This window comes from Erwinia sp. 1181_3, assembly GCF_052824965.1.
The window spans coordinates 50,668-69,470 of sequence record NZ_VTDE01000015.1 but is presented as its reverse complement, the minus strand read 5'-3'; the positions used below and the strand labels follow the sequence as shown (position 1 = coordinate 69,470).

General features: G+C 56.3%; 20 protein-coding genes and 1 riboswitch. Of the genes, 6 read left to right on the top strand and 14 right to left on the bottom strand.

Translation table 11 applies throughout. From position 1 onward, the window contains the following. Positions 1 to 16: 16 nt before the first annotated feature. The 6 genes from FY046_RS22345 to FY046_RS22320 form a co-directional block, all read right to left on the bottom strand. Positions 17 to 1,612 carry a dipeptide ABC transporter ATP-binding protein gene (locus FY046_RS22345; protein ID WP_446186500.1) on the bottom strand — a complete coding sequence of 532 codons (1,596 nt, stop codon included), beginning with the start codon at positions 1,610 to 1,612 and terminating at the stop codon, positions 17 to 19. Continuing rightward, positions 1,609 to 2,445, bottom strand: a complete 837-nt coding sequence (locus FY046_RS22340; protein WP_212816242.1) for an ABC transporter permease — start codon at positions 2,443 to 2,445, stop codon at positions 1,609 to 1,611. The genes FY046_RS22345 and FY046_RS22340 overlap by 4 nt, the downstream gene beginning before the upstream one ends. Positions 2,446 to 2,448: 3 nt before the next feature. Further along, positions 2,449 to 3,441 carry an ABC transporter permease gene (locus FY046_RS22335; protein WP_446186499.1) on the bottom strand — a complete coding sequence of 331 codons (993 nt, stop codon included), beginning with the start codon at positions 3,439 to 3,441 and terminating at the stop codon, positions 2,449 to 2,451. A gap of 11 nt (positions 3,442 to 3,452) precedes the next feature. Beyond that, entirely contained in the window at positions 3,453 to 5,072 is a 1,620-nt protein-coding gene (locus FY046_RS22330) for an ABC transporter substrate-binding protein (protein ID WP_446186498.1), read from the bottom strand. Positions 5,073 to 5,100: 28 nt separating this feature from the next. Further along, positions 5,101 to 5,661, bottom strand: coding sequence for a GNAT family N-acetyltransferase (locus tag FY046_RS22325; protein WP_133846779.1), 561 nt, complete (start codon positions 5,659 to 5,661; stop codon positions 5,101 to 5,103). Positions 5,662 to 5,838: 177 nt separating this feature from the next. Beyond that, positions 5,839 to 6,792 (bottom strand): MBL fold metallo-hydrolase, encoded by a 954-nt coding sequence (locus tag FY046_RS22320; RefSeq protein ID WP_227536483.1) that lies wholly within the window; start codon positions 6,790 to 6,792, stop codon positions 5,839 to 5,841. Positions 6,793 to 6,873: 81 nt separating this feature from the next. Here FY046_RS22320 and FY046_RS22315 point away from each other — a divergent pair, with 81 nt between their 5' ends. Further along, entirely contained in the window at positions 6,874 to 7,875 is a 1,002-nt protein-coding gene (locus FY046_RS22315; protein ID WP_421509803.1) for a LysR substrate-binding domain-containing protein, read from the top strand. A 75-nt stretch (positions 7,876 to 7,950) separates the two neighbouring features. Here the strand turns inward: FY046_RS22315 and FY046_RS22310 are convergent, their stop codons facing one another. From FY046_RS22310 to FY046_RS22290, 5 genes are all read right to left on the bottom strand, one after another. Then, entirely contained in the window at positions 7,951 to 8,382 is a 432-nt protein-coding gene (locus FY046_RS22310) for a hypothetical protein (protein ID WP_446186497.1), read from the bottom strand. Positions 8,383 to 8,385: 3 nt separating this feature from the next. Then, positions 8,386 to 8,802: a hypothetical protein gene (locus FY046_RS22305; protein WP_133846775.1), complete on the bottom strand. Its 417-nt coding sequence runs from the start codon at positions 8,800 to 8,802 to the stop codon at positions 8,386 to 8,388. Further along, the gene (locus FY046_RS22300) at positions 8,796 to 9,395 is read right to left on the bottom strand and encodes a peptidoglycan recognition protein family protein (protein WP_167863518.1); all 600 of its coding nucleotides are present in this window, start codon (positions 9,393 to 9,395) and stop codon (positions 8,796 to 8,798) included. The genes FY046_RS22305 and FY046_RS22300 overlap by 7 nt, the downstream gene beginning before the upstream one ends. A 27-nt stretch (positions 9,396 to 9,422) precedes the next feature. After that, positions 9,423 to 9,905: an Hcp family type VI secretion system effector gene (locus FY046_RS22295; protein WP_171149749.1), complete on the bottom strand. Its 483-nt coding sequence runs from the start codon at positions 9,903 to 9,905 to the stop codon at positions 9,423 to 9,425. 172 nt (positions 9,906 to 10,077) lie between these two features. Next, on the bottom strand, positions 10,078 to 11,460 hold the full coding sequence (locus tag FY046_RS22290; RefSeq protein WP_171149750.1) for an aminotransferase-like domain-containing protein: 1,383 nt from the start codon (positions 11,458 to 11,460) through the stop codon (positions 10,078 to 10,080). 138 nt (positions 11,461 to 11,598) lie between these two features. Between FY046_RS22290 and FY046_RS22285 the strand changes: the two genes are divergently transcribed. Further along, on the top strand, positions 11,599 to 12,459 hold the full coding sequence (locus FY046_RS22285) for a DMT family transporter (RefSeq protein WP_200643749.1): 861 nt from the start codon (positions 11,599 to 11,601) through the stop codon (positions 12,457 to 12,459). A 27-nt stretch (positions 12,460 to 12,486) separates the two neighbouring features. On the opposite strand, the gene FY046_RS22280 is transcribed toward FY046_RS22285, so the two are convergent. From FY046_RS22280 to FY046_RS22270, 3 genes are all read right to left on the bottom strand, one after another. Further along, the gene (locus tag FY046_RS22280; protein WP_446186496.1) at positions 12,487 to 12,816 is read right to left on the bottom strand and encodes a type II toxin-antitoxin system RelE/ParE family toxin; all 330 of its coding nucleotides are present in this window, start codon (positions 12,814 to 12,816) and stop codon (positions 12,487 to 12,489) included. 5 nt (positions 12,817 to 12,821) lie between these two features. After that, the gene (locus FY046_RS22275; RefSeq protein ID WP_133846771.1) at positions 12,822 to 13,055 is read right to left on the bottom strand and encodes a type II toxin-antitoxin system Phd/YefM family antitoxin; all 234 of its coding nucleotides are present in this window, start codon (positions 13,053 to 13,055) and stop codon (positions 12,822 to 12,824) included. 112 nt (positions 13,056 to 13,167) lie between these two features. Next, on the bottom strand, positions 13,168 to 15,207 hold the full coding sequence (locus FY046_RS22270) for a choline transporter (protein WP_133846770.1): 2,040 nt from the start codon (positions 15,205 to 15,207) through the stop codon (positions 13,168 to 13,170). A gap of 331 nt (positions 15,208 to 15,538) precedes the next feature. Further along, positions 15,539 to 15,660: riboswitch (TPP riboswitch) on the top strand. Positions 15,661 to 15,805: 145 nt separating this feature from the next. Here FY046_RS22270 and FY046_RS22265 point away from each other — a divergent pair. From FY046_RS22265 to FY046_RS22250, 4 genes are read left to right on the top strand one after another with little or no spacing between them, the layout of a single operon-like run. Further along, positions 15,806 to 16,738, top strand: a complete 933-nt coding sequence (locus FY046_RS22265) for an FAD-dependent oxidoreductase (protein ID WP_133846769.1) — start codon at positions 15,806 to 15,808, stop codon at positions 16,736 to 16,738. Continuing rightward, positions 16,735 to 16,932 carry a sulfur carrier protein ThiS gene (gene thiS / locus FY046_RS22260; RefSeq protein ID WP_133846768.1) on the top strand — a complete coding sequence of 66 codons (198 nt, stop codon included), beginning with the start codon at positions 16,735 to 16,737 and terminating at the stop codon, positions 16,930 to 16,932. Before FY046_RS22265 ends, thiS begins: the two co-directional genes overlap by 4 nt. 3 nt (positions 16,933 to 16,935) lie before the next feature. Next, the gene (locus FY046_RS22255; protein ID WP_133846767.1) at positions 16,936 to 17,706 is read left to right on the top strand and encodes a thiazole synthase; all 771 of its coding nucleotides are present in this window, start codon (positions 16,936 to 16,938) and stop codon (positions 17,704 to 17,706) included. Positions 17,707 to 17,709: 3 nt separating this feature from the next. Continuing rightward, complete coding sequence (locus FY046_RS22250; protein ID WP_446186495.1) at positions 17,710 to 18,675, top strand: ThiF family adenylyltransferase; 966 nt, start codon at positions 17,710 to 17,712, stop codon at positions 18,673 to 18,675. Positions 18,676 to 18,803 lie beyond the last annotated feature (128 nt).

Sequence of the window (18,803 nt, the reverse complement as noted above, 5' to 3'; positions counted from 1 at the left end):
TCCTTTCAGGGATAGCTCAGGCAGCGCGGCCGGGCAGTGCCGGTAGCGCTTCCAGTAATTGTCGGGTCCAGGGATGAACAGGGCGGTTAAACACCTCTCCGACCTCACCGCTCTCCACCACACGGCCTTCTTTCATCACCAGTACCCGATCGGCAAGGTGGTGGATCACGCCGAGATCATGTGAAATAAACAGCAGTGCCGTCCGGTGTTCGGCCTGCATATCGGCCAGAAGATCGAGGATCTGCGCCTGCACAGAGACATCGAGTGCGCTGACGGGCTCGTCGGCCACCAGCAGTGCCGGATTAGGCGCAAAGGCACGGGCGATGGCCACGCGCTGACGCTGACCGCCGGAAAGCTCGCGCGGGTAGCGCGTCAGAAGGCTGCGGCTCAGACTGACTTCATCCAGCAGGTGTATCACCCGCTGCCGGCGGGCTTCGCCATACACTCCTGCGGCATCCAGGCTCTCACCGATCAGCCGTTCCACGTTGTAGTGCGGGTCAAACGAGCTGAGCGGATCTTGCGCAATCAACTGCAACTGCTGACGGCGTGCACGGCGCAGTTTTTCCGGCTGGTGACTCCAGCGCTGCCCGCCAAGGGTGATCTCACCGCGCTGCGGCTCCGTCAGCCCCAGCACCAGCCGGGCCAGAGAGCTTTTGCCGGAACCCGACTCACCCACCACACCCAGGGTTTCCCCGGCACGCAGTTCAAACGACACATTGTTCACCACATGCCGGTCGTCATAATATTTGTGCACGCCATTGACGTTAATCAGTACGTCACCGGGAGGCGCTTTCTCCGGCAATCGCTGTGGTTCAGGCGAGGCCAGCCGCAGGCCACGGTTCTGTGGCCGTGGAATCGCCTGCAACAGACGGCGGGTCCAGGGATGCTGCGGTGCAGTCAGCAGCGCGTGGGTCGGACCACTCTCCACTACTTCGCCTTCACGCATTACCAGCACACGATCAGCGAGCTCGGCCACCACCGCCAGATCGTGACTAATGAGCAGCAATGCCTGGCCCTGTTCACGCCGCCTGCGCAGTAAAGTGAGGATCTGCTGTTGCACCGTCATGTCCAGCGCTGTAGTCGGTTCGTCCGCCACCAGCAGGGCCGGTTGCCCGGCCAGCGCACAGGCAATCAGCACCCGCTGACGCAGGCCACCGGAAAGCTGATGCGGATAAACCGACAGCCGCTGTTGCGCATCAGCCATACCTGCTTCGTGTAGCAGTTGCAGGCTGCGCGCCTTAATCGCTTCAGGCGGGGTTTGCCGGGCAGCCCATAATGCATCGGCAAGCTGTTGCCCGACGGTACGCAGGGGATCGAGTGACACCAGCGCATCCTGAAGCACATAGCCGATTTGACGCCCGCGCACCGTGCGCCACTGACGCTCAGAATGGTTCAGAGCCGGTTGCCCCATAAGGCTAAACGTCTCAGCGCTGAGCCTGGCCTCCGCGGCCTGTAACCCCAGCAGCGCCCGCGCCGTCACCGTTTTACCCGAACCGGACTCCCCCACCAGCGCAACCGACTCACCGGGTTGCAGGGTCAGGCTGAAATCGCGCACCGCGTGATGGTGGCCAAAATGGATATTAAGGTTGTGAATATCAATCAGTGCCGTCACAGTCGTTTCCCTTCAAAATGCGCCTGCCAGTGGCGGCCGAGAGTATTGACCGCCACCACGGTCAGCGTGATGGCGACACCCGGCCAGACGCCGGTCCACCAGGCGTTGCGCAGATAGTTACGCCCTTCCGCCAGCATCAACCCCCACTCCGCTGTCGGCGGCTGTGGCCCCATGCCGAGGAAGCTCAACCCGGCTGTACCGATAATGGCCGTTCCCAGCCCCAGCGTTGCCAGCGCAGGCACCTGGGCTATCGCATGGGGCAGCACATGGCGCCATACCAGCACCCGCCAGGGCAGGCCAAAGGTACGGGCCTGTTCCACGTAGCCCGAACGCGCCACCAGGAACGTCTGCGCCCTGACCACGCGCGCAAAGCGCGGCACCGATGCCACACCCAGCGCAATGATCAGGTTGGTTGTCCCGGGTCCGGTAAAGGCAATCAGCATCAGCGCCAGCAGCAGATCCGGGAAGGCTGAAATCACATCCAGCGTGCGGCCAATGGCTTCATCGAGAACACCCCGCGCCAGCCCCGCCAGCAATCCCAGCAGACAGCCACCCAGTACCGCCAGCATCATCGCGGCAACGGAAATCAGCAGTGAATAACGACTGCCGTAAATCACACGGCTTAGTAGATCGCGCCCCAGTTGATCGGTCCCTAACCAGTGCTGCCAGGAGGGGGCCTGCATGGCGTTAACCGGGTCAGCCAGCAGCGGGTCGTCCGGTGCCAGCCAGCCGGGGAAGCAGGCTGCCAGCGTCAGAACGGTAAGAAACAGCAGTGACAGCAGCAGCCCAACGGGCAGGCGCAGCGGTACGCGTAAACTGGCGATATCCGACATTTTTTACTCCTGTGCCTGATGGCGTAAGCGGGGATCCAGTAACAGATAGAGAATGTCCACCAGCGTGCTCATCACCACATAAATCAATGCGGACAGGATCGCCACGGCCAGCACTACCGGCAGGTCTTTCCCCAGTACCGCGTCCACCGTCACTTTGCCCAGACCGGGACGGCTGAACACCTGTTCGGTGATCACCGCGCCACTGAGCAGACCGCCAACCAGCCAGCCTGTGAGGGTGACCGCAGGCAGGGCAGCATGACGCAGGGCATGGCGCAGAAGTATCTGCAGATTACCGATGCCCCAGGCACGCAGCGTCAGCGAAAACGGCTGATCGAGCGCATCTTCCAGACCGCGACGCAACACCTGAGACACGACGGCCCCCTGGGCCAGCCCGAGCGACAGCGCCGGCAAAACCAGCGCGGAGAAATTGCGATCCCCGGCCACCGGAAACCAGCGCAACGTAAAGCTGAAAACAAACAGCAGAACAATGCCCAGCCAGAACGACGGGGTGGAAGCCAGTACCAGCTCCAGCCCGCTCGCCAGCCGGCGTCCCCAGCGACGATGCGCCGTGGTCACGGCGACGACCAGTGCAAAGATCACGCTGACCACCAGCGCTGCACCGGTCAGTTTCAGCGTGGGCAATAACTGTGATCCCACCAGCGGTCCCACATCGACGTTCAGCAGATAGGAACGACCAAAATCACCATGAGCAATTCGCCACAGATAGCTCAGATACTGCTGCCACAGCGGTTGATCCAGCCCCCACTCGGCGCGGATAGCCGCTTCGATGGCCGGTGTACGTACCTGCTCACCCACCAGCAGGCTGACAATGTCACCCGGTGCCAGCCAGACGCCAACAAACGACAGACTGACCGCCGCCCACAGCACCAGAACACCACCGCCAATGCGGCCGCTAATACGCCACCACAATGTGGTGGCAGGGGCCGGACGTGACCGCACGACATGTTTAAGGAGGGACGTGGTTTCGCTGCTCATGATGTTTGCCTTTAGTGATCGCTTAACCAGATGTCGTACGCATTTTCCGGCATCTGTTTGAAGGGACGGAAGCCGGCACCCTGCACGTAGCTGGCGGCGGCAATCTGATCTTCCGGCTCGTATAACGGGATGGCCACCGCCTGCTGCACAATCGCAAACTGTTGCAGCTGGCCATAGAAGCCGCGACGCGCAGAGGTATCGAGCGTGGAGGAGGCGGCTTTCAGCCACGGCAGCAGTTCAGGTGCCGATGTGCGGCTGTAGTTAATTGCCCCTCCCGCCTTCACCGGCAGGTAGTGGTTTTCAATATCGATACCGTCAGTTTCGGTATTGGAGTTGGCAATCGACCCAAACTGCCCGCTGTTACGCAGCTCGCTGTAGGTGCCGGAGTCGACATAACGCAGCTTCAGCTCAACGCCCAGTCGCTGGCGCGCCTGGGCCTGAATGGCCTGCAACAGCACGTCACGCTGATCGCGCACCGTGGCCTGCGCCTGAATAATTTCAATGCTCAGTCGCTGACCGTTCTTCGTACGGAACCCTTCCGCATCCCGCGATGTCCAGCCCGCTTCGTCCAGCAACTGGTTACCCAGCGTCGGGTTATTGCCGTATTTGCCTTCCAGACCTGCGTCATACAGCGGATCAACCGGTGAGGTGATGCCCCAGACGCGGGTGCGTTCGCCGCGATAGATCGACTTCAGGATCGGATCAATATCCAGGCCCTGTAGCAGCGCCTGACGCACTTTCTGCTCACGGGTCGGGCCATATTCCACATTCAGGAAGAGCGAGTAAGGCGTGCCGGCATTCAGCGCATGCTGATAGCTGAAGTCAGGGTTATCTTTAAATTCAGCCGCATCGTTCCCGGAAACCCCTTCAATCAGATCCACCTGACCTGATAACAACGCCCCGGTACGCACTGAAGATTCAGGCAGGAAACGGTAGGTCACACCATCAAGCCAGGCCGGCCCCTGATGCGCCGCGTTGGCCGATGCCCAGCGATAATCTTTGTTTTTCACATAGACAATCTGCTGGCCTTTTTCGTAGCGCTGGAGAATAAACGGCCCCGTTCCGGCGAGATCGGTTCCGCCTGATTTCAACTGCGGCGACTGCCAGGATTTTGGCGAAATCAACTTCAGCCCGGCAGCAAAGGAGAGGAAGGGCGAATACGCGTCTTTCAGTGTAATCACCAGCGTACTGTCATCCGGGGTTTCCACCGTGGCGATATGGCCGCCCAGTGCACACAGGCTTGAGCCTGCGCAGTAGGCCGGATCCTGAATATGGCGGAAGTTTTCCGCCACCGCATGGGCGTTGAACTTCTCACCATCGGAAAAGTGCACATCCTTACGCAGGGTGAAGTACAGGCGTTTCCCGCCGTCTTCAACGCGGTAGCGCTCGGCCAGCCACGGAACAAAGCTGCCATCGGCCTTACGTGCCAGCAGGGATTCATAGGCCACGCGCAGGATCAGTTCGGCCTTTGACTGGCCATTGAGCTGAGGGTTGAGCGTATTAGGCTCGGTTTCCACACCCCAGGTTAAAGTGCCTCCGGAACGCGGTTTATCAGCAGCAAAAGAAGAGGCAATAGAGATCGACAGCAATGACAACGTGGCCATCATGGCCACTTTATTATTTAAGCGCATAGTTTTCCCAGATAAGTCATCAACGCGTTCAGGCGGTGAGTGAGGTTTCAATAAAGTCGTGCACGTATTCTTTTATTTTGGCGTTTTGATATCGCTGCTGATCGAGCACCTTGGTTAAATACACCAGTTCCACGCCCAGTGGATTAATTGCCCGGTGAAAAGGTTGATAGCCGCGGCGTAAATAGAGATCGGTCAGCCAGGGATGTTTAATGGCGGTGGCTAAATAAACGGCAGGCGATTTTAAGGTGTCGCGCAGAAAACTTTCTTCGACATAGCGGATAATCCGGCTGCCTTGCCCCTGGCCTTTGTGAGCCGGATCAACGGCAAACCAGTGCAGGAACGGCCACGGCGCCAGCTGCCGCCTGGTCTCAGTCCACGGGAAGCGTGCCGTCAGCGTGGCCACCGGTTGTCCGTTCTGTTCCAGGACGAAGGTGGATTCACTGGCAATGACGGCGGCAACATCCCCCACCGAGGCCTGGGTAATGGTGAAATGAATACCCTGCGTTAATAACGGTGCATAGGCACGTTGTAACAGATCATGCAGTAATTCAGCGTCTTCCGGTTTAGCTAAACGAATACGTTCAGTCATGATCGCTCCACCTTTGTGGCGTTAAGGTGAGACAATTATTAACAGCATGATGAATAACTGTGAAAGATAAAAATATGATAACGATGCGTAGTTAAAAGCTTACTCTCAGGCAGGAAAGAAAAATAGGTACTGATAGGATAAAAACACAGTTCGGGGCACTGACGTGCCCCGGAATAATTAATGGCTTAACTGAGTGGTATAATTTGCCGCCACCCAACGGTAGCCGCTGCCGTCACGTTTGACATGACCGAATCCCGGGAAAGCAATATGTGCGGCCGCTACCCAGTCACCTTCCTGCGCCATCTGCGCCAGTACCGCTTCACGCGTCCGTACGGCCTGCTGCTGATCCACATCAAAGTGAATCGCCACATGCGGATCCGGCATCTGCACCGTTTTCGCATGAATGATATCGCCCCACAGTACCAGCGTCTGCCCTTCACTTTCCACGCGATAGAGCACACTGCCCGGTGTGTGTCCTGCTGCCGGAACCGCCCGGATGCCAGCGAATACCGTAGCCGGCGCAGAGAAGGTCGTCAGGCGACCGGCATCAATTACCGGGCGCAGCGTACGTTCAGACTCGGCAAAGGTATGCGCCTGGCTGGTTTCCACCTTGCTGGTGTTAGCAGGATTGAGCCAGAAATCCGCATCTTTCTTTTCCACATACACCTGCGCATTGGGGAACGCCGGCCTGCCGCTGCGTGAAACACCCCCAGAGTGATCGGCATGGATATGCGTTAACAGCACCGCATTGATGGTCTCTGCCGGATAGCCTGCTGCCGCCAGATTTTCCAGTAAATGCCCGCCGTTGTGGCCGAACAGATCCCCGGCTCCCGCATCCACCAGTACCCGCTGCTGGCCATTATCAATCACAAAGGCATTGATCGAGGTCTCCACCTGCGGAGTCATGGCATCGGCGGCCAACCGTTCACGCAACTGCTGCGGGGAGATATGAGTCAGTAATTTGTCCAGCGGAATCGTGACCGTGCCGTCAGACACGGCGGTGATGCGCAGCTTGCCCAGCGTCATACGGTAATAGCCCGGAGCCTGAGTTTCCAGCGGAGCTGGCGCTGTCGCCGCCAGGGCGGTGCCGGAAAGGGCCAGGCTGGCGATCAGCATTTTCAGAAGCGTCATGATAGTCTCACTTAGTCGTGTTGTTTTGGCGTGAATGACAGTATCCTGACCGCCTCATCATCATTCAAATCGATTAAAGTAATGAGCAACATCAGAGAAAATGATTTTAGTCGCATTGACCTGAATCTGTTGACGGTGCTGCTGGTGCTGCACCGGGAGGGGAGCGTATCCCGTACGGCTGAGCGGCTGCATCTGGGGCAACCTGCCGTCAGCGGCGCGCTGGCGCGGCTGCGCACCATGTTTAACGATCCGCTGTTTGTGCGCACGGCAAAAGGCATGGCGCCGACGCCGCGTGCGGAGGCGCTGGTCGTCTCACTGCTGCCGATGATGGAACGGATGCAGCAGGTGCTGTTTCAGCCGCCCACATTTAACCCGACAACGGACGAGCACACTTTCCGCCTGGGGATGAGTGACTGGGTGGAACGCTGGCTGATGCCGGGGCTGCTGGCGACACTCGCCAGCGAGGCACCCGGAATCCAACTGCAGACGACGGCCAGCGATCCGTTTCTCGACGAAGAGCTGGTGCAGCGCGATAAGGTTGATGTGGCGATCTCTGTCGGGCAGGGGGCGCCTGCGGATGTCATCCGTGAGCCTGTCGTTCGCATGGGGTTTTGTACGCTCTGGCACCCCCACCAGTTAGCACTTACTTCGCCGCTAACCATTGAAGAATATCTCTCTCACGATCACCTTCTGGTTTCTTATCGGGGAGCCAGCCACAGCCAGATAGACGAACAGCTGGGCCGCCAGAATCTCACTCGCCGGGTACGCTATGTGACGCCGCATTTCTCGTCACTGCCGTTAATGCTGAAGCAGATCCCCGCGCTGACCACCGTTCCCACCGGGCTGGCCAGCGGCTGGGTTGACCATTATGGTTTATGCCGTAGCGCCGTTCCGGTCAGCGCCCCGGACTTTACGCTCTCCCTGATGTGGAACACCCGCCGCAGTCACGACCCGGCATTGCTGTGGCTACTGGAAAAACTGCGGGGGGAGATGGGTAAAACGGGTGAGGATGAAACGACAGCCAGCGCGGATTGGATGTCTGAGCGAGACCAACCGACATGCCAGGAACGAGAGGATTTTTAATGTGAAGGCAGAAACGGAGTACGCCAGTGAAGACGTACTCCAGGCGGTAAGGCTTTATCCGTTTTATCAGGCTGTTTAATCGCATCCCGGTTCGGATTCATCGCCCATGGCATAAGTACACTCGAAAGGGTCATACCATTTGTTGTCTTTGTGAAAAAAATAGATGGCCTCTTTGTTCCCGAAGTTACCCGAAGTGAATCCACTTGACTGTAGTGTAAAGCTCACTGAATTTCCGTCTTCGAAGGTAACTTTTCCTACTGTTATGCACGGTGAATAATACTGATTCCCTATTGAACCACCCTCGTCCATTCTGGTAGCCTTATTAAAGTAGTCAATAAGTTGTTCTTTAGTTGGACTGAACAATGCACACCCTTCCTGCTCAACCTTACTGCGCCCTTCATCGACGATGTCATATTTGAGGTTCTCAATATTTTTGACCTCCTTTGAATATGAAAAACCTGAAAATAAATAAATGATAAAAAATGCCATTAACTTTATATTGACCATTTTTCAGTTCTCGCTGCTGTACGTGTCTTCAAACGGATCTGTCCATTGATAGTCATCATAAAATAATGTTGCCACATCTCCAGTATCCCAGAGCAAGGTTCCCCCGCCACTGGAGGATATTTTCCACTCGCCTCGTGTGTTATCGCTAAACTTAACTTCACCTCTGGAAAAGCAGGGAGAATAGCGATCGTGAACATTGAATTTTAATGGAACTGGATAAGATTTTGAAAAAAAGGATCTTACATCCACCTCTGTAATGACGAATGTCCGACAGCCACTTTTAACATTTTCCGATGCATCTTCGCTTTTACCCACTTCATTGATTTTTATCTCAACAATTTTCCTGGACGGTACATGTGTTGCAAAAGCTACAGGGATGGCGAATACCAATAATAATATAAAATAGCCGTACCTTACCATTTTGCAGTGCCTGCCTCAGTCTTAACTTTGTATGACACTTCCGGATGTCTAAACACCTCAGACATTGATATTTTCAACGTATCCGACAATTCATAAACAAGCCATTTTAATGCACTGTTTTGTGCATCATTGACTGTTTCATAAATGGCATTTTCTCCCTCACCGGAAACAGGTTTACCCACAACTTCAATGCCTAATGAGTCGAAATTCGCTGGATACCTTTCAGGATATGATTTCTTCTGTTCTAAATGAGAAAGTTTTTTATATTTATTTAAAAATGGTCTTATTGTGGAAATCTCAGATGGAGTGCATTTTTTCTCCATGTAACACCTGGATCTTATATTTCCAACATGATTTGTCACTTTAAACAATGACGCGGTTTGATAGATCTTACCTTCTTTATCTATCAAGAAATGAGCGCCGTTTGCACCTGCACTTTGGTAGCTATTGAAAGCACTCTCAGCAGTTGAACCACCGGTCTGATGCACCACAATCCCATTCACTTGATCCATATCCCCACGTTCTATCGTACGGAATCGTTTTACACTAATACGTGTTGCATCTACTAAACCATTTTTATCCACAAATAACATATTTACCCTTCCTTGTGTTCAGCTTACTTAAATGATGGCATTCGCTTTAATGTCGAACCCTGTAGAAATCGTACCCGCAGATGTCCCTTCCGCATTCTGTAGAACATAATCAACCTTTACGCGTGAGAAAGAGAGTGCGACCTCCTCTCTGGCGGCAGGCATGGTGTTATAACCGACAGACTCAACCCCGGTAATAATAATTTCCTGAAGCGTGATACGCAGATATTCCAGTGGAGAACCGCCTGCTTTGCGCATGATCAGTACCGCCTCCGGGATATGTTTTCCGGTCAGGCAATACTGCAGAAGGTTTGGGCTGGCTTTATCGAAATAATGTTCAAAACGAAGATCCCCGACAATGCATTTCCCCGCACCGCCACCACTGCCAGAGTGCATATTCGCTGTTTGGCCCACAGACCAGTCCCAGCTAAGAACCTCAATATCTCCTTTGTGCGTAGCGTCCAGAGATTCCCCTGTAATACCCTCGATCTTTATAAAAACGTCCTGCGCCATAATTTCATCCCTGTTGAATACCAGTAAAAAATCTACACCTCAGGTAACGGGTTGAAATCCATGCATAACCCGTACCGCATGACGGGCAGCCTAAATAAAATAACGATCTGTTTGTGCCTGTCAGATCACACTATCCTCATAATGGACAAAAAATGACCTGATCTACTTCACCTTAAGACTGCTGTTCCGCTATCGCCTGTTGCAATACGCGGTAAACACGGGCATTCAGATGCGCCACGTTGAAACGCAAATATGCTGTCGCTGACTGGGAAACGCTGAACACATTCCCCGGGGCAAGTACGACACCCTCTTCCCGGCAACGCTGGGCGATCAGTGCAGAGTCAACGCCCTCCGGCAGGCGACACCAGAGGTAGAAACCGCCGCGTGGCACCATCCACGGAGTAATCCCCAGCGCGCTCAGGCGTTCGGTGGCCTCTTTTCTGGCGCGATCCAATCGCGTGATGACGTCAGCCAGATGTTTACGATAGCTTCCCCCGGCCAGTACGCTGGCGATCAGCTCGCTGGATAATGGGCTGGGGCCACCGAAGTTGGTGGCAATTTGCAGGTCAATCAGTCCTTCAATCCACTCTGCGCGACAGGCGATATAGCCACAGCGCACGGAAGCCGAAAGCGTTTTCGAGAAGCTGCCCGTACGGATGACGCGATCAAGCCCGTCGGGGATCGCCAGCCGTGGGGAAGGGTCAGGTTCGAAGTCGGCAAAGATATCATCCTCAATGATCAGGGTGTCGTTTGCCGCGGCGGCACTCAGCACCCGATAGGCCGTTTGCGCGGAAAGACAGGCGCCGGTGGGATTATGCAGCGCGGAGTTGGTGATATACAGGCGCGGACGCACCGTCGCGACAACCTGCTCAAACACCGCAATATCCGGCCCGGTTGGGGTATAGGGCACACCGACTATATTCACCTGATGAGCACGCAGCAGTGCCTGGAAATTGAAGTAGCAGGGGTCGTCCACCACCACGCTGTCACCTGGACGCAGCAGAAAGCGGCAGAGTAAATCCAGCGCCTGGCTGCCCGACCCGGTCAGCATCAGTTGTTCCATCGAGGCCGAAAGCCCTTCGCGGGCGAAACGAGCCAGCAGCAGATGCCGCAGAGTCGCTGACCCTCGCGAACTGCCATAATCCGTCAGTAGCGTATCGGAAGAACGCGTCAGCTGGCGTAAACCTTTGCGCAGCGCCTCATGGGGCATCCAGTCGGCAGGCAGCCAGCCGCAGCCGGGCGTCAGCTCCCCGGCACTGGCATCCAGCGACTGGCGCGAGACCCAGAACGGGTCAACTTCGCGTCGCCGCGAGTTGCTGTTATCCGCCAGACTTCGGGTGACCAGCGGGGTTCCAGAAACGTAGAAACCCGCCCCGCGACGCGCACGGATCAGCCCTTCGGCTGCCAGCCGATCATAAGCCTCCACCACCGTAGAAGGGGAAACCGTCATCATGGCGGCATAGCGCCGCACCGACGCCAGCCGATCGCCCGGTACCAGTGCGCCTGTCGCTATCCTGCGGCGAATATCATCAATCAGTGTTTCTGTGCGGGTCATGCGTTTTCAGCCATCAACTGTATGGGTGGTGTAAGCCATACAGAACAACAAAATTGTATGGCAGTGTATCTTCGAACTGCACGCGATGCGCTCTACTATCTGCGGGAGTTTACCGTTTATATTCATAGCAGAGGACATATGGCGCGAGCAACAGCAGGGTGGTGGAGTGGGCTTTCCGGCGTGATCATTTTCAGCGGGTCACTGCCTGCGACAAGGGTAGCGATCGGGGGATTCTCGCCCCTGTTTCTGACCTCTGCCCGCGCGGTCATTGCCGCGTTACTGGCCGGGGGATTATTACTGCTATTACGTCAGAAACGTCCTGCGCGCAGTGATGCCCTGTCGCTGTTAATTGTCGCCACTGGCGTCGTCGTGGGTTTTCCGCTGCTGACCGCGCTTGCCCTGCGAGAGATGACTGCGGCGCATTCGCTGGTGTTTATCGGTCTGTTACCGCTTTCCACCGCCATTTTTGGCGTACTCAGAGGCGGTGAACGCCCCCGCCCGGCATTCTGGCTGTTCTCCCTGCTGGGTGCAGGCATCGTTGCGGGATTTGCCATCGCAAGCGACCAGGCGGGATCGTTAACCGGGGATCTGCTGATGGTGGCCGCTATTCTGCTGTGCGGTCTGGGCTACGCAGAAGGGGCCGGGTTATCGCGGCGGCTCGGTGGCTGGCAGGTGATCAGCTGGGCACTGCTGCTGGCGCTGCCGGTGATGGTGGTGACAGGGCTGATCAATTTGCCGCATAGCTGGCATGGCATCAGCGTTCCCGCGTGGTTCAGCCTCGGTTACGTCTCTCTGTTCAGCATGCTGATTGGGTTTATATTCTGGTATCGCGGGCTGGCACTGGGGGGCATTGCCGGGGTAGGGCAGCTCCAGCTTCTGCAACCTTTTTTCGGGCTGCTGCTCAGCGCCCTGTTCCTTCATGAACCCGTAGCCCTCGGAATGGTGGCCTGTGCGGGCGCGATTATTCTCTGCGTGGCGGGGGCGAAACGCTTCGCCTGAAAGGCGGTACCCGGAAGAAACCGGGTATCAAAACTCAATCAGTCGCTGATACAAAAGCTGCACAATATCCTGTCGTTGAGACAGTACCGCGTGTGCCCGAATCCGAAACCCGTCGACGGAGTAAAGTACCCGGTAACCCTTCTGCGTTTTGCATTCGCGATAGCGGTCAGAACCAATTTTTAGCAATTCAGGGCACAGCTGGCAGCCCACAGGAAAAGCGGACACTTTGCTTTCGAACTCATCAATAATGCACTCAATGACGGGAAAAGGCGCAACGCCGCAGGCGATAAGATGATTTCTCAACTGCAATAATGTGCTTCTTGCCGTCCCGGTGTATTCAATCGTGACATCTGCCATTCCGGTTAGTTATCCAGGCTGGCTAACAGTTGATCGCGTGAGTAAACCTTACCCTCAGCCGCATCTTTTTCCGATAACGTCATCAGTTTCAGCAACGCAACGGCACTGTCGCGAGCCTGCCTGTCAGCATAGGATTCGATAACGTAGGCCGGGATACCATTCTGCGTCACGATGATAGGCTCGGAGACGTCGAGCGTGGCGGCATTTTTTTTAATGTGGCTGATCGTTTCTACTCTCACTGGATTCTCCCGTTGAACGTGTTGCGCAACCGGTCTGAATATAGACCATTAAAAGATGATTATCCCCGTTTGATGCAAAAAAAACCAGACCGGAGTCTGGTTTTTATACCCGTTACGCTTCGGGGAAAGGCATGGCGTTACCCGGCGCTTCCCGGTGAATATGCAGGAAGGTCAGGTGCCGTTCATACTGGTCGAGAATGTCATTGATGATCTGCTCACGGGTGTAGTCCATCAAATCGTTGCCCTGTGTCCCCTCCAGCAGGAAGGTCTCCAGACGGAAGTAGTCCGATTTCCCACTGCGTGCACGATAAGTAAACGCCGGAACCGAATAACGCTGCGGCCAAATCTGGTAGAGGAAGCTCTGCTCATCAGCCATATCCACCAGCAGTTCCAGATGGTTCAGACGCTCGTCATCCACGGCGGGCAGCTCATTCACCTGCACTTTCGCCCCTCGGCGCTCCAGCTCACGTCCCACCTCTTCCATGGCAGGGCGGCAAACTTCATCCAGCATTTTACGCGTATGAGTGGTACCCGGATAGTTCATCACACGCGAGATACGCTGTTTCCAGTTAAGGCGATCGTCGCGCGATACCGGTACCGGTGGCGTGTTCACTGTTGCACTGGCACGGCGATGATCTTCCACGCGCAATGATTTATACAGACCGGCCATCACAAAGAAGATCACAAAGCTGAACGGCAGCCCCATGATCACCGTGGTTTTCTGTAATGCTGTGACGCCGTTCACCATCAGCATCCCCAGCGTCAGCACACCAATGGCAACCGACCAGAAGATACGCAGCCAGTTGGGCGCATCATTATTGATGTCGGCCAGACGCGAGGTAAAGTTACCCAGCACCAGGGAGCCGGAGTCAGCGGAGGTAACATAGAACAGCAGTCCGGTAATGGTGGCCACCGAGGCACTGAAGGTAAAGCCAGGATACTGCGCCAGCAGACTGTAGAAACCCCGCTCCGGATGCGCCATGGTCTCCTCAGCGAAAGCCATATTGCCGTGAATGATCTCATACAGTGCGCTGTTACCGAAGATCGACAACCACAGCAGGGTGAAGATAAACGGAATGGTCAGCGTTCCCACCACAAACTGACGAATGGTACGTCCACGGGAGATACGTGCGAGGAACAGACCGACAAACGGCGACCAGGCAACCCACCAGGCCCAGAAGAACAGCGTCCAGTTGTTCATCCACTCGGTCGGACGGTCAAAGGCGAAACTGTTCAGCGTCATGCCCATAAAGCGGTTGATATAATCCCCGACGTTGAGCACCAGCGCGTTCAGCAGGAAGCTGGTATCGCCAACAAACAGCACGAACAGGATCAGACCAAAGGCCAGCAACACGTTGAGTTCTGACAGGAAGCGAATGCCTTTATTCACCCCGGAGGTCACAGAGATGGTGGCCATGATCACCGACAGGACAATCAGCCCGGCCTGCGCTGTCAGCCCTTCCGGTACGTCAAACAGCACCTTCAGCCCGTAGTTAAGCTGTACCACGCCAATACCGAGCGTGGTGGCAATACCAAAGATGGTCCCCAGCACGGCAGCGATATCCACGGTATGACCAATGGGCCCGTTAATGCGCTTACCAAAAATAGGGTAGAGCGCCGAACGGATAGTGAGCGGCAGGCCATAACGGTAGCTGAAGTAGCCGAGGGCGATGCCCATCAGGGCATACATGGACCAGCCAGTCAGACCGTAGTGGAACAACGTCCAGACCATCGCCTGACGCGCCGCTTCCATCGTCTGGCCCTGGCCTTCCGGTGGCATCATATACTGGGTGACCGGTTCCGCCACCGAGAAGAACATCAGGTCGATACCGATACCCGCAGCGAACAGCATGGCCGCCCAGCTCATCAGGCTGAATTCAGGTTTCGACTGTTCAGGACCGAGCTTGATGGAGCCAAAGCGTGAGCAGGCCATGAAAATCACGAACACGATGTACAGCGTGGCCGCCAGCAGGTAGTACCAGCCGAAGGTGTTGGATACCCAGTCGAGGGTGCGATTAATCCAGCGGTCGGAAAAATCAGTGAACAGGATAGTGGTAAAGGAGAACAGCAGGATAAGCGCTGCTGAGGTATAGAAAACCACGGGATTAATACGATCTTTTTGAGGTTTTCCTGGTATTTCAGTCGTCGGCATAATGTCTCCGCAAAAAATGCTCAAGAAAATAACCTGAAGTCCGCTCTGCGAAGCGCGCATTAGCGCATACTGGGTAACATCCGCCGTATATCCGCTAATTACACTGGGAGAACCATCAGGGTGATTATCAGGTGTAATATATTGATTAATCGTTAGTGTTTTTGATCTACGTCGCCCCCTGAAAGTAAATTTTGTGTAAACAAGAACAGGAATGATAGGTTTTATTGATTGAGCATTCAATTAAAAAAAACTTCATCGTCTCATTCTGTCCCATTTTTTCCGTACGAAAACCTCATGTCACTTGACGATTGTCACCCGGTAAAATACAACTAGTCCCTGTCAGGGGAGTCTCGCCAGAGAGACTGAGAGGCTAATGAGCGATTTTTCGCGGCTTAGCGACCCTTAGAACCTGACCCAGTTGATACTGGCGTAGGAAGACGCGTACCCGATGGCGTATCAGCCAGGGTACCTGCCACGTGGGCTGGCTTCTGATCGTCCCCGTCTTTTCCTTACTCTGTATCACGGGTCTCCGCATCGATTGAGAGGCTAACGTGAAACCATTTATTCCCCCCTTTATTTGTACCGGAAACCGCACATCATGAGCCGCTGGTCGGTGATCGGTGATGGCGTCGCCGGGCTTTGTGTTGCCACGTTACTTGCTGAACGGGGTGAATCCGTTGAAGTGATCACCGCAGAGCAGCACTGTGCCGCATCGCACTGGGCGGGCGGTATGCTCGCCCCCTGGTGCGAAGGTGAAAGTGCCCCCGAAGAGGTGATCGCACTGGGTCAGCGTTCCGCGCCCTGGTGGTCGGCCCGCATTCAGGGAGTGGAACATCAAGGCACTCTGGTGGTGGCACCCGCACGTGATACCCCCGAACTCAGCCGTTTTGCCCGCATGACGCGGGCGCATCAGTGGGTAGAGCCGGCATCGCTGGAACCCGCGCTGGAAGGGCGTTTTGCCCGTGGGCTGTTCTTTGCCGGGGAAGCACACCTTGATCCACGCAGTGCGCTGCACCAGCTACGGGCGACCCTGCAACGCAGGGGTATTCCTTTTCATACGGGCAATCCCGGCGGGACAGTCATTGACTGCCGGGGGATTCATGCAGCCCCTGATCTGCCTGAGCTACGCGCCGTACGCGGGGAGATGCTGATCCTGCACAGTGAAGAGGTGCAGTTCTCACGCCCCATCCGCCTGCTGCATCCCCGTTTTCCCTGCTATCTGGTGCCGCGTGCCGGAGGGCGCTTTATGCTGGGTGCAACGATGGTGGAAAGCGACGATAACAGCCCGATCAGCGCACGCGCCATGATGGAACTGCTCAGCGCCGCCTGGGCTATCCACCCTGCGCTGGCTGAAGCGCGGATACTGGAAAGCGGCACCGGGTTGCGCCCCGCTTATCACAATAATATCCCCGCCATTCGCTACCAGAACGGCGTCTGGTCCCTGAACGGCATGTATCGCCACGGCTTTCTTCTCGCGCCAGTCATGGCGGAAAAACTGATGCTGCAACTGCAGCAGGAAAACCTGATATGAAAATCCAGCTTAACGGCCTCCCGATCGACACCACCGCCCGCACGCTGGCGGAACTTTTGCGTGAACAGCAGATGGATGCGGGCTGCGTGGCCAGCGCCCTTAACGGCGAGTTCGTCCCACGCTCGCGCTATGAAACACAGCCACTGACCGCAGGCTGTGAGCTTGAAGTGTTATCACCGATGCAGGGAGGGTAAAACATGTTTTACGATTTTATTCCGCAGTCACGTTTTTTGCTCGGCACTGCCGGGTATCCCTCTCCGGCGATCCTGCAACAGGCGATTGAGGCCTCCGGCAGCGAAATCATTACCGTCAGTCTGCGCCGTGAAGGGCGGCAGGGTGCGGCATTTCGCGACCTGCTAACCGGGCTGAACAAGCGGGTGCTGCCCAATACCGCAGGATGTCATAGTGTAAAAGAGGCGGTGACCACGGCGCATATGGCGCGCGAAGTCTTTAATACCCGCTGGATAAAACTGGAGGTGATTGGTCACGCTGATACGCTGCAACCCGACCCCTTTGCCCTGGTGGAAGCCGCCCGCATCCTGTGCGCTGAGGGATTCCAGGTGTTTCCCTATACCACGGAAGATCTGATCCTCGGCGAAAAGCTGATTGAAGCGGGCTGTGAGCTGCTGATGCCGTGGGGCGCGCCGATTGGCTCCGGCCAGGGGTTACGCAACATTGAGGGGCTGCGTTCAATGCGTGCCTGGTTTAAAGGCATTCCACTGATTATCGATGCCGGGATCGGCGCACCCAGCCAGGCTGCACAGGCAATGGAAATGGGCTTTGACGGTATCCTGCTGAATACGGCCGTGGCCAAAGCACAGGATCCGGTACGCATGGCCGGGGCGTTTTCTGCCGCTATCCACGCCGGTCACGATGCCTGTCATGCCGGCCTGGTAGAGCGCCGTGATATGGCCAGCGCCTCCACGCCGATTTTTGGTATGGCGCAATTTCTCTCACGGGAGCCATAACGGATGGACCGATATCAACGACAAACCATGCTGCCTGAGATCGGCGAGGCAGGGCAACAGGCCCTGCTGCAAGCCCGCGTGCTGGTGATCGGTGCTGGCGGGCTGGGTGCCACACTGCTGCCACTGCTGGCCGGGGCCGGGGTGGGCTACATCAGGGTGTATGACGGGGACCGGGTAGAGGAGCACAACCTGCACCGCCAGACGCTGTACAGTATGCAGGACTGCGGGAAGCGTAAAGTCGACTGCGCGCAGCGTGCACTCAATGCACGTAACCCGGACTGCGTAGTCGATGCACGGCCGCAGGCACTGAGTGCCAGCATGATGGCCGACGCGCTGGACGGTATCGATCTGGCGATCGATGCCGCCGATAATTTTGCCGTCACCTATCTGCTTTCCGATGCCTGTCAACCGCGTCATATTCCGCTGGTCAGCGCCTCGGTACTCGGTCGTCAGGGCTATGTTGGGGGCTTCTGTGGCACTGCCCCGAGTTATCGTGCCCTGTTCCCGCAACTGCCGGGCAACGCGGCGAACTGTAACACGGCAGGTGTCATGGGCCCGGCGGTGGCCACGCTGGGTGCCATGCAGGCGCAGATGACCCTCAGTATTCTGCTCGGGCTGACGCCTTCACCGCTGGGCTGTCTGATCAATTGCGATTTCACCACCTGGCATTTCCGCCCGTTCCGTTTTGACGGTGCCGGTGAGCCTGACCAACCTGTCGTGCCGTTTATCGATCGCCACCTGCTGAACAGTGAAGACTGTATTGTTGAACTGCGCAGCCGCGAGGAAGCCCCCGACAGCGTGGCGAGTCACGTTCACCGGGTGCTGCCTGAGGAACTCAATCACTGGCAGCCCCCTGCGGATTGCCGCATCGTTCTGGTGTGCGCCAGCGGGATCCGCGCGGCAAAAGCGGCGAAGGACCTGCAACTCCGGGGCATCACTCAGCTGGCGATTATGGCGGCAGACCGATAGAAAAATAAAAGACACCCTGTGGAAGGTAAGGGATGACAGCTTCAATTGTTATGTTATAACATAACAATAATGTTTATGCGGATGGCCCGGTACTGCCCGGCGCAAACACGCTGTCAACGCCTGAGAGG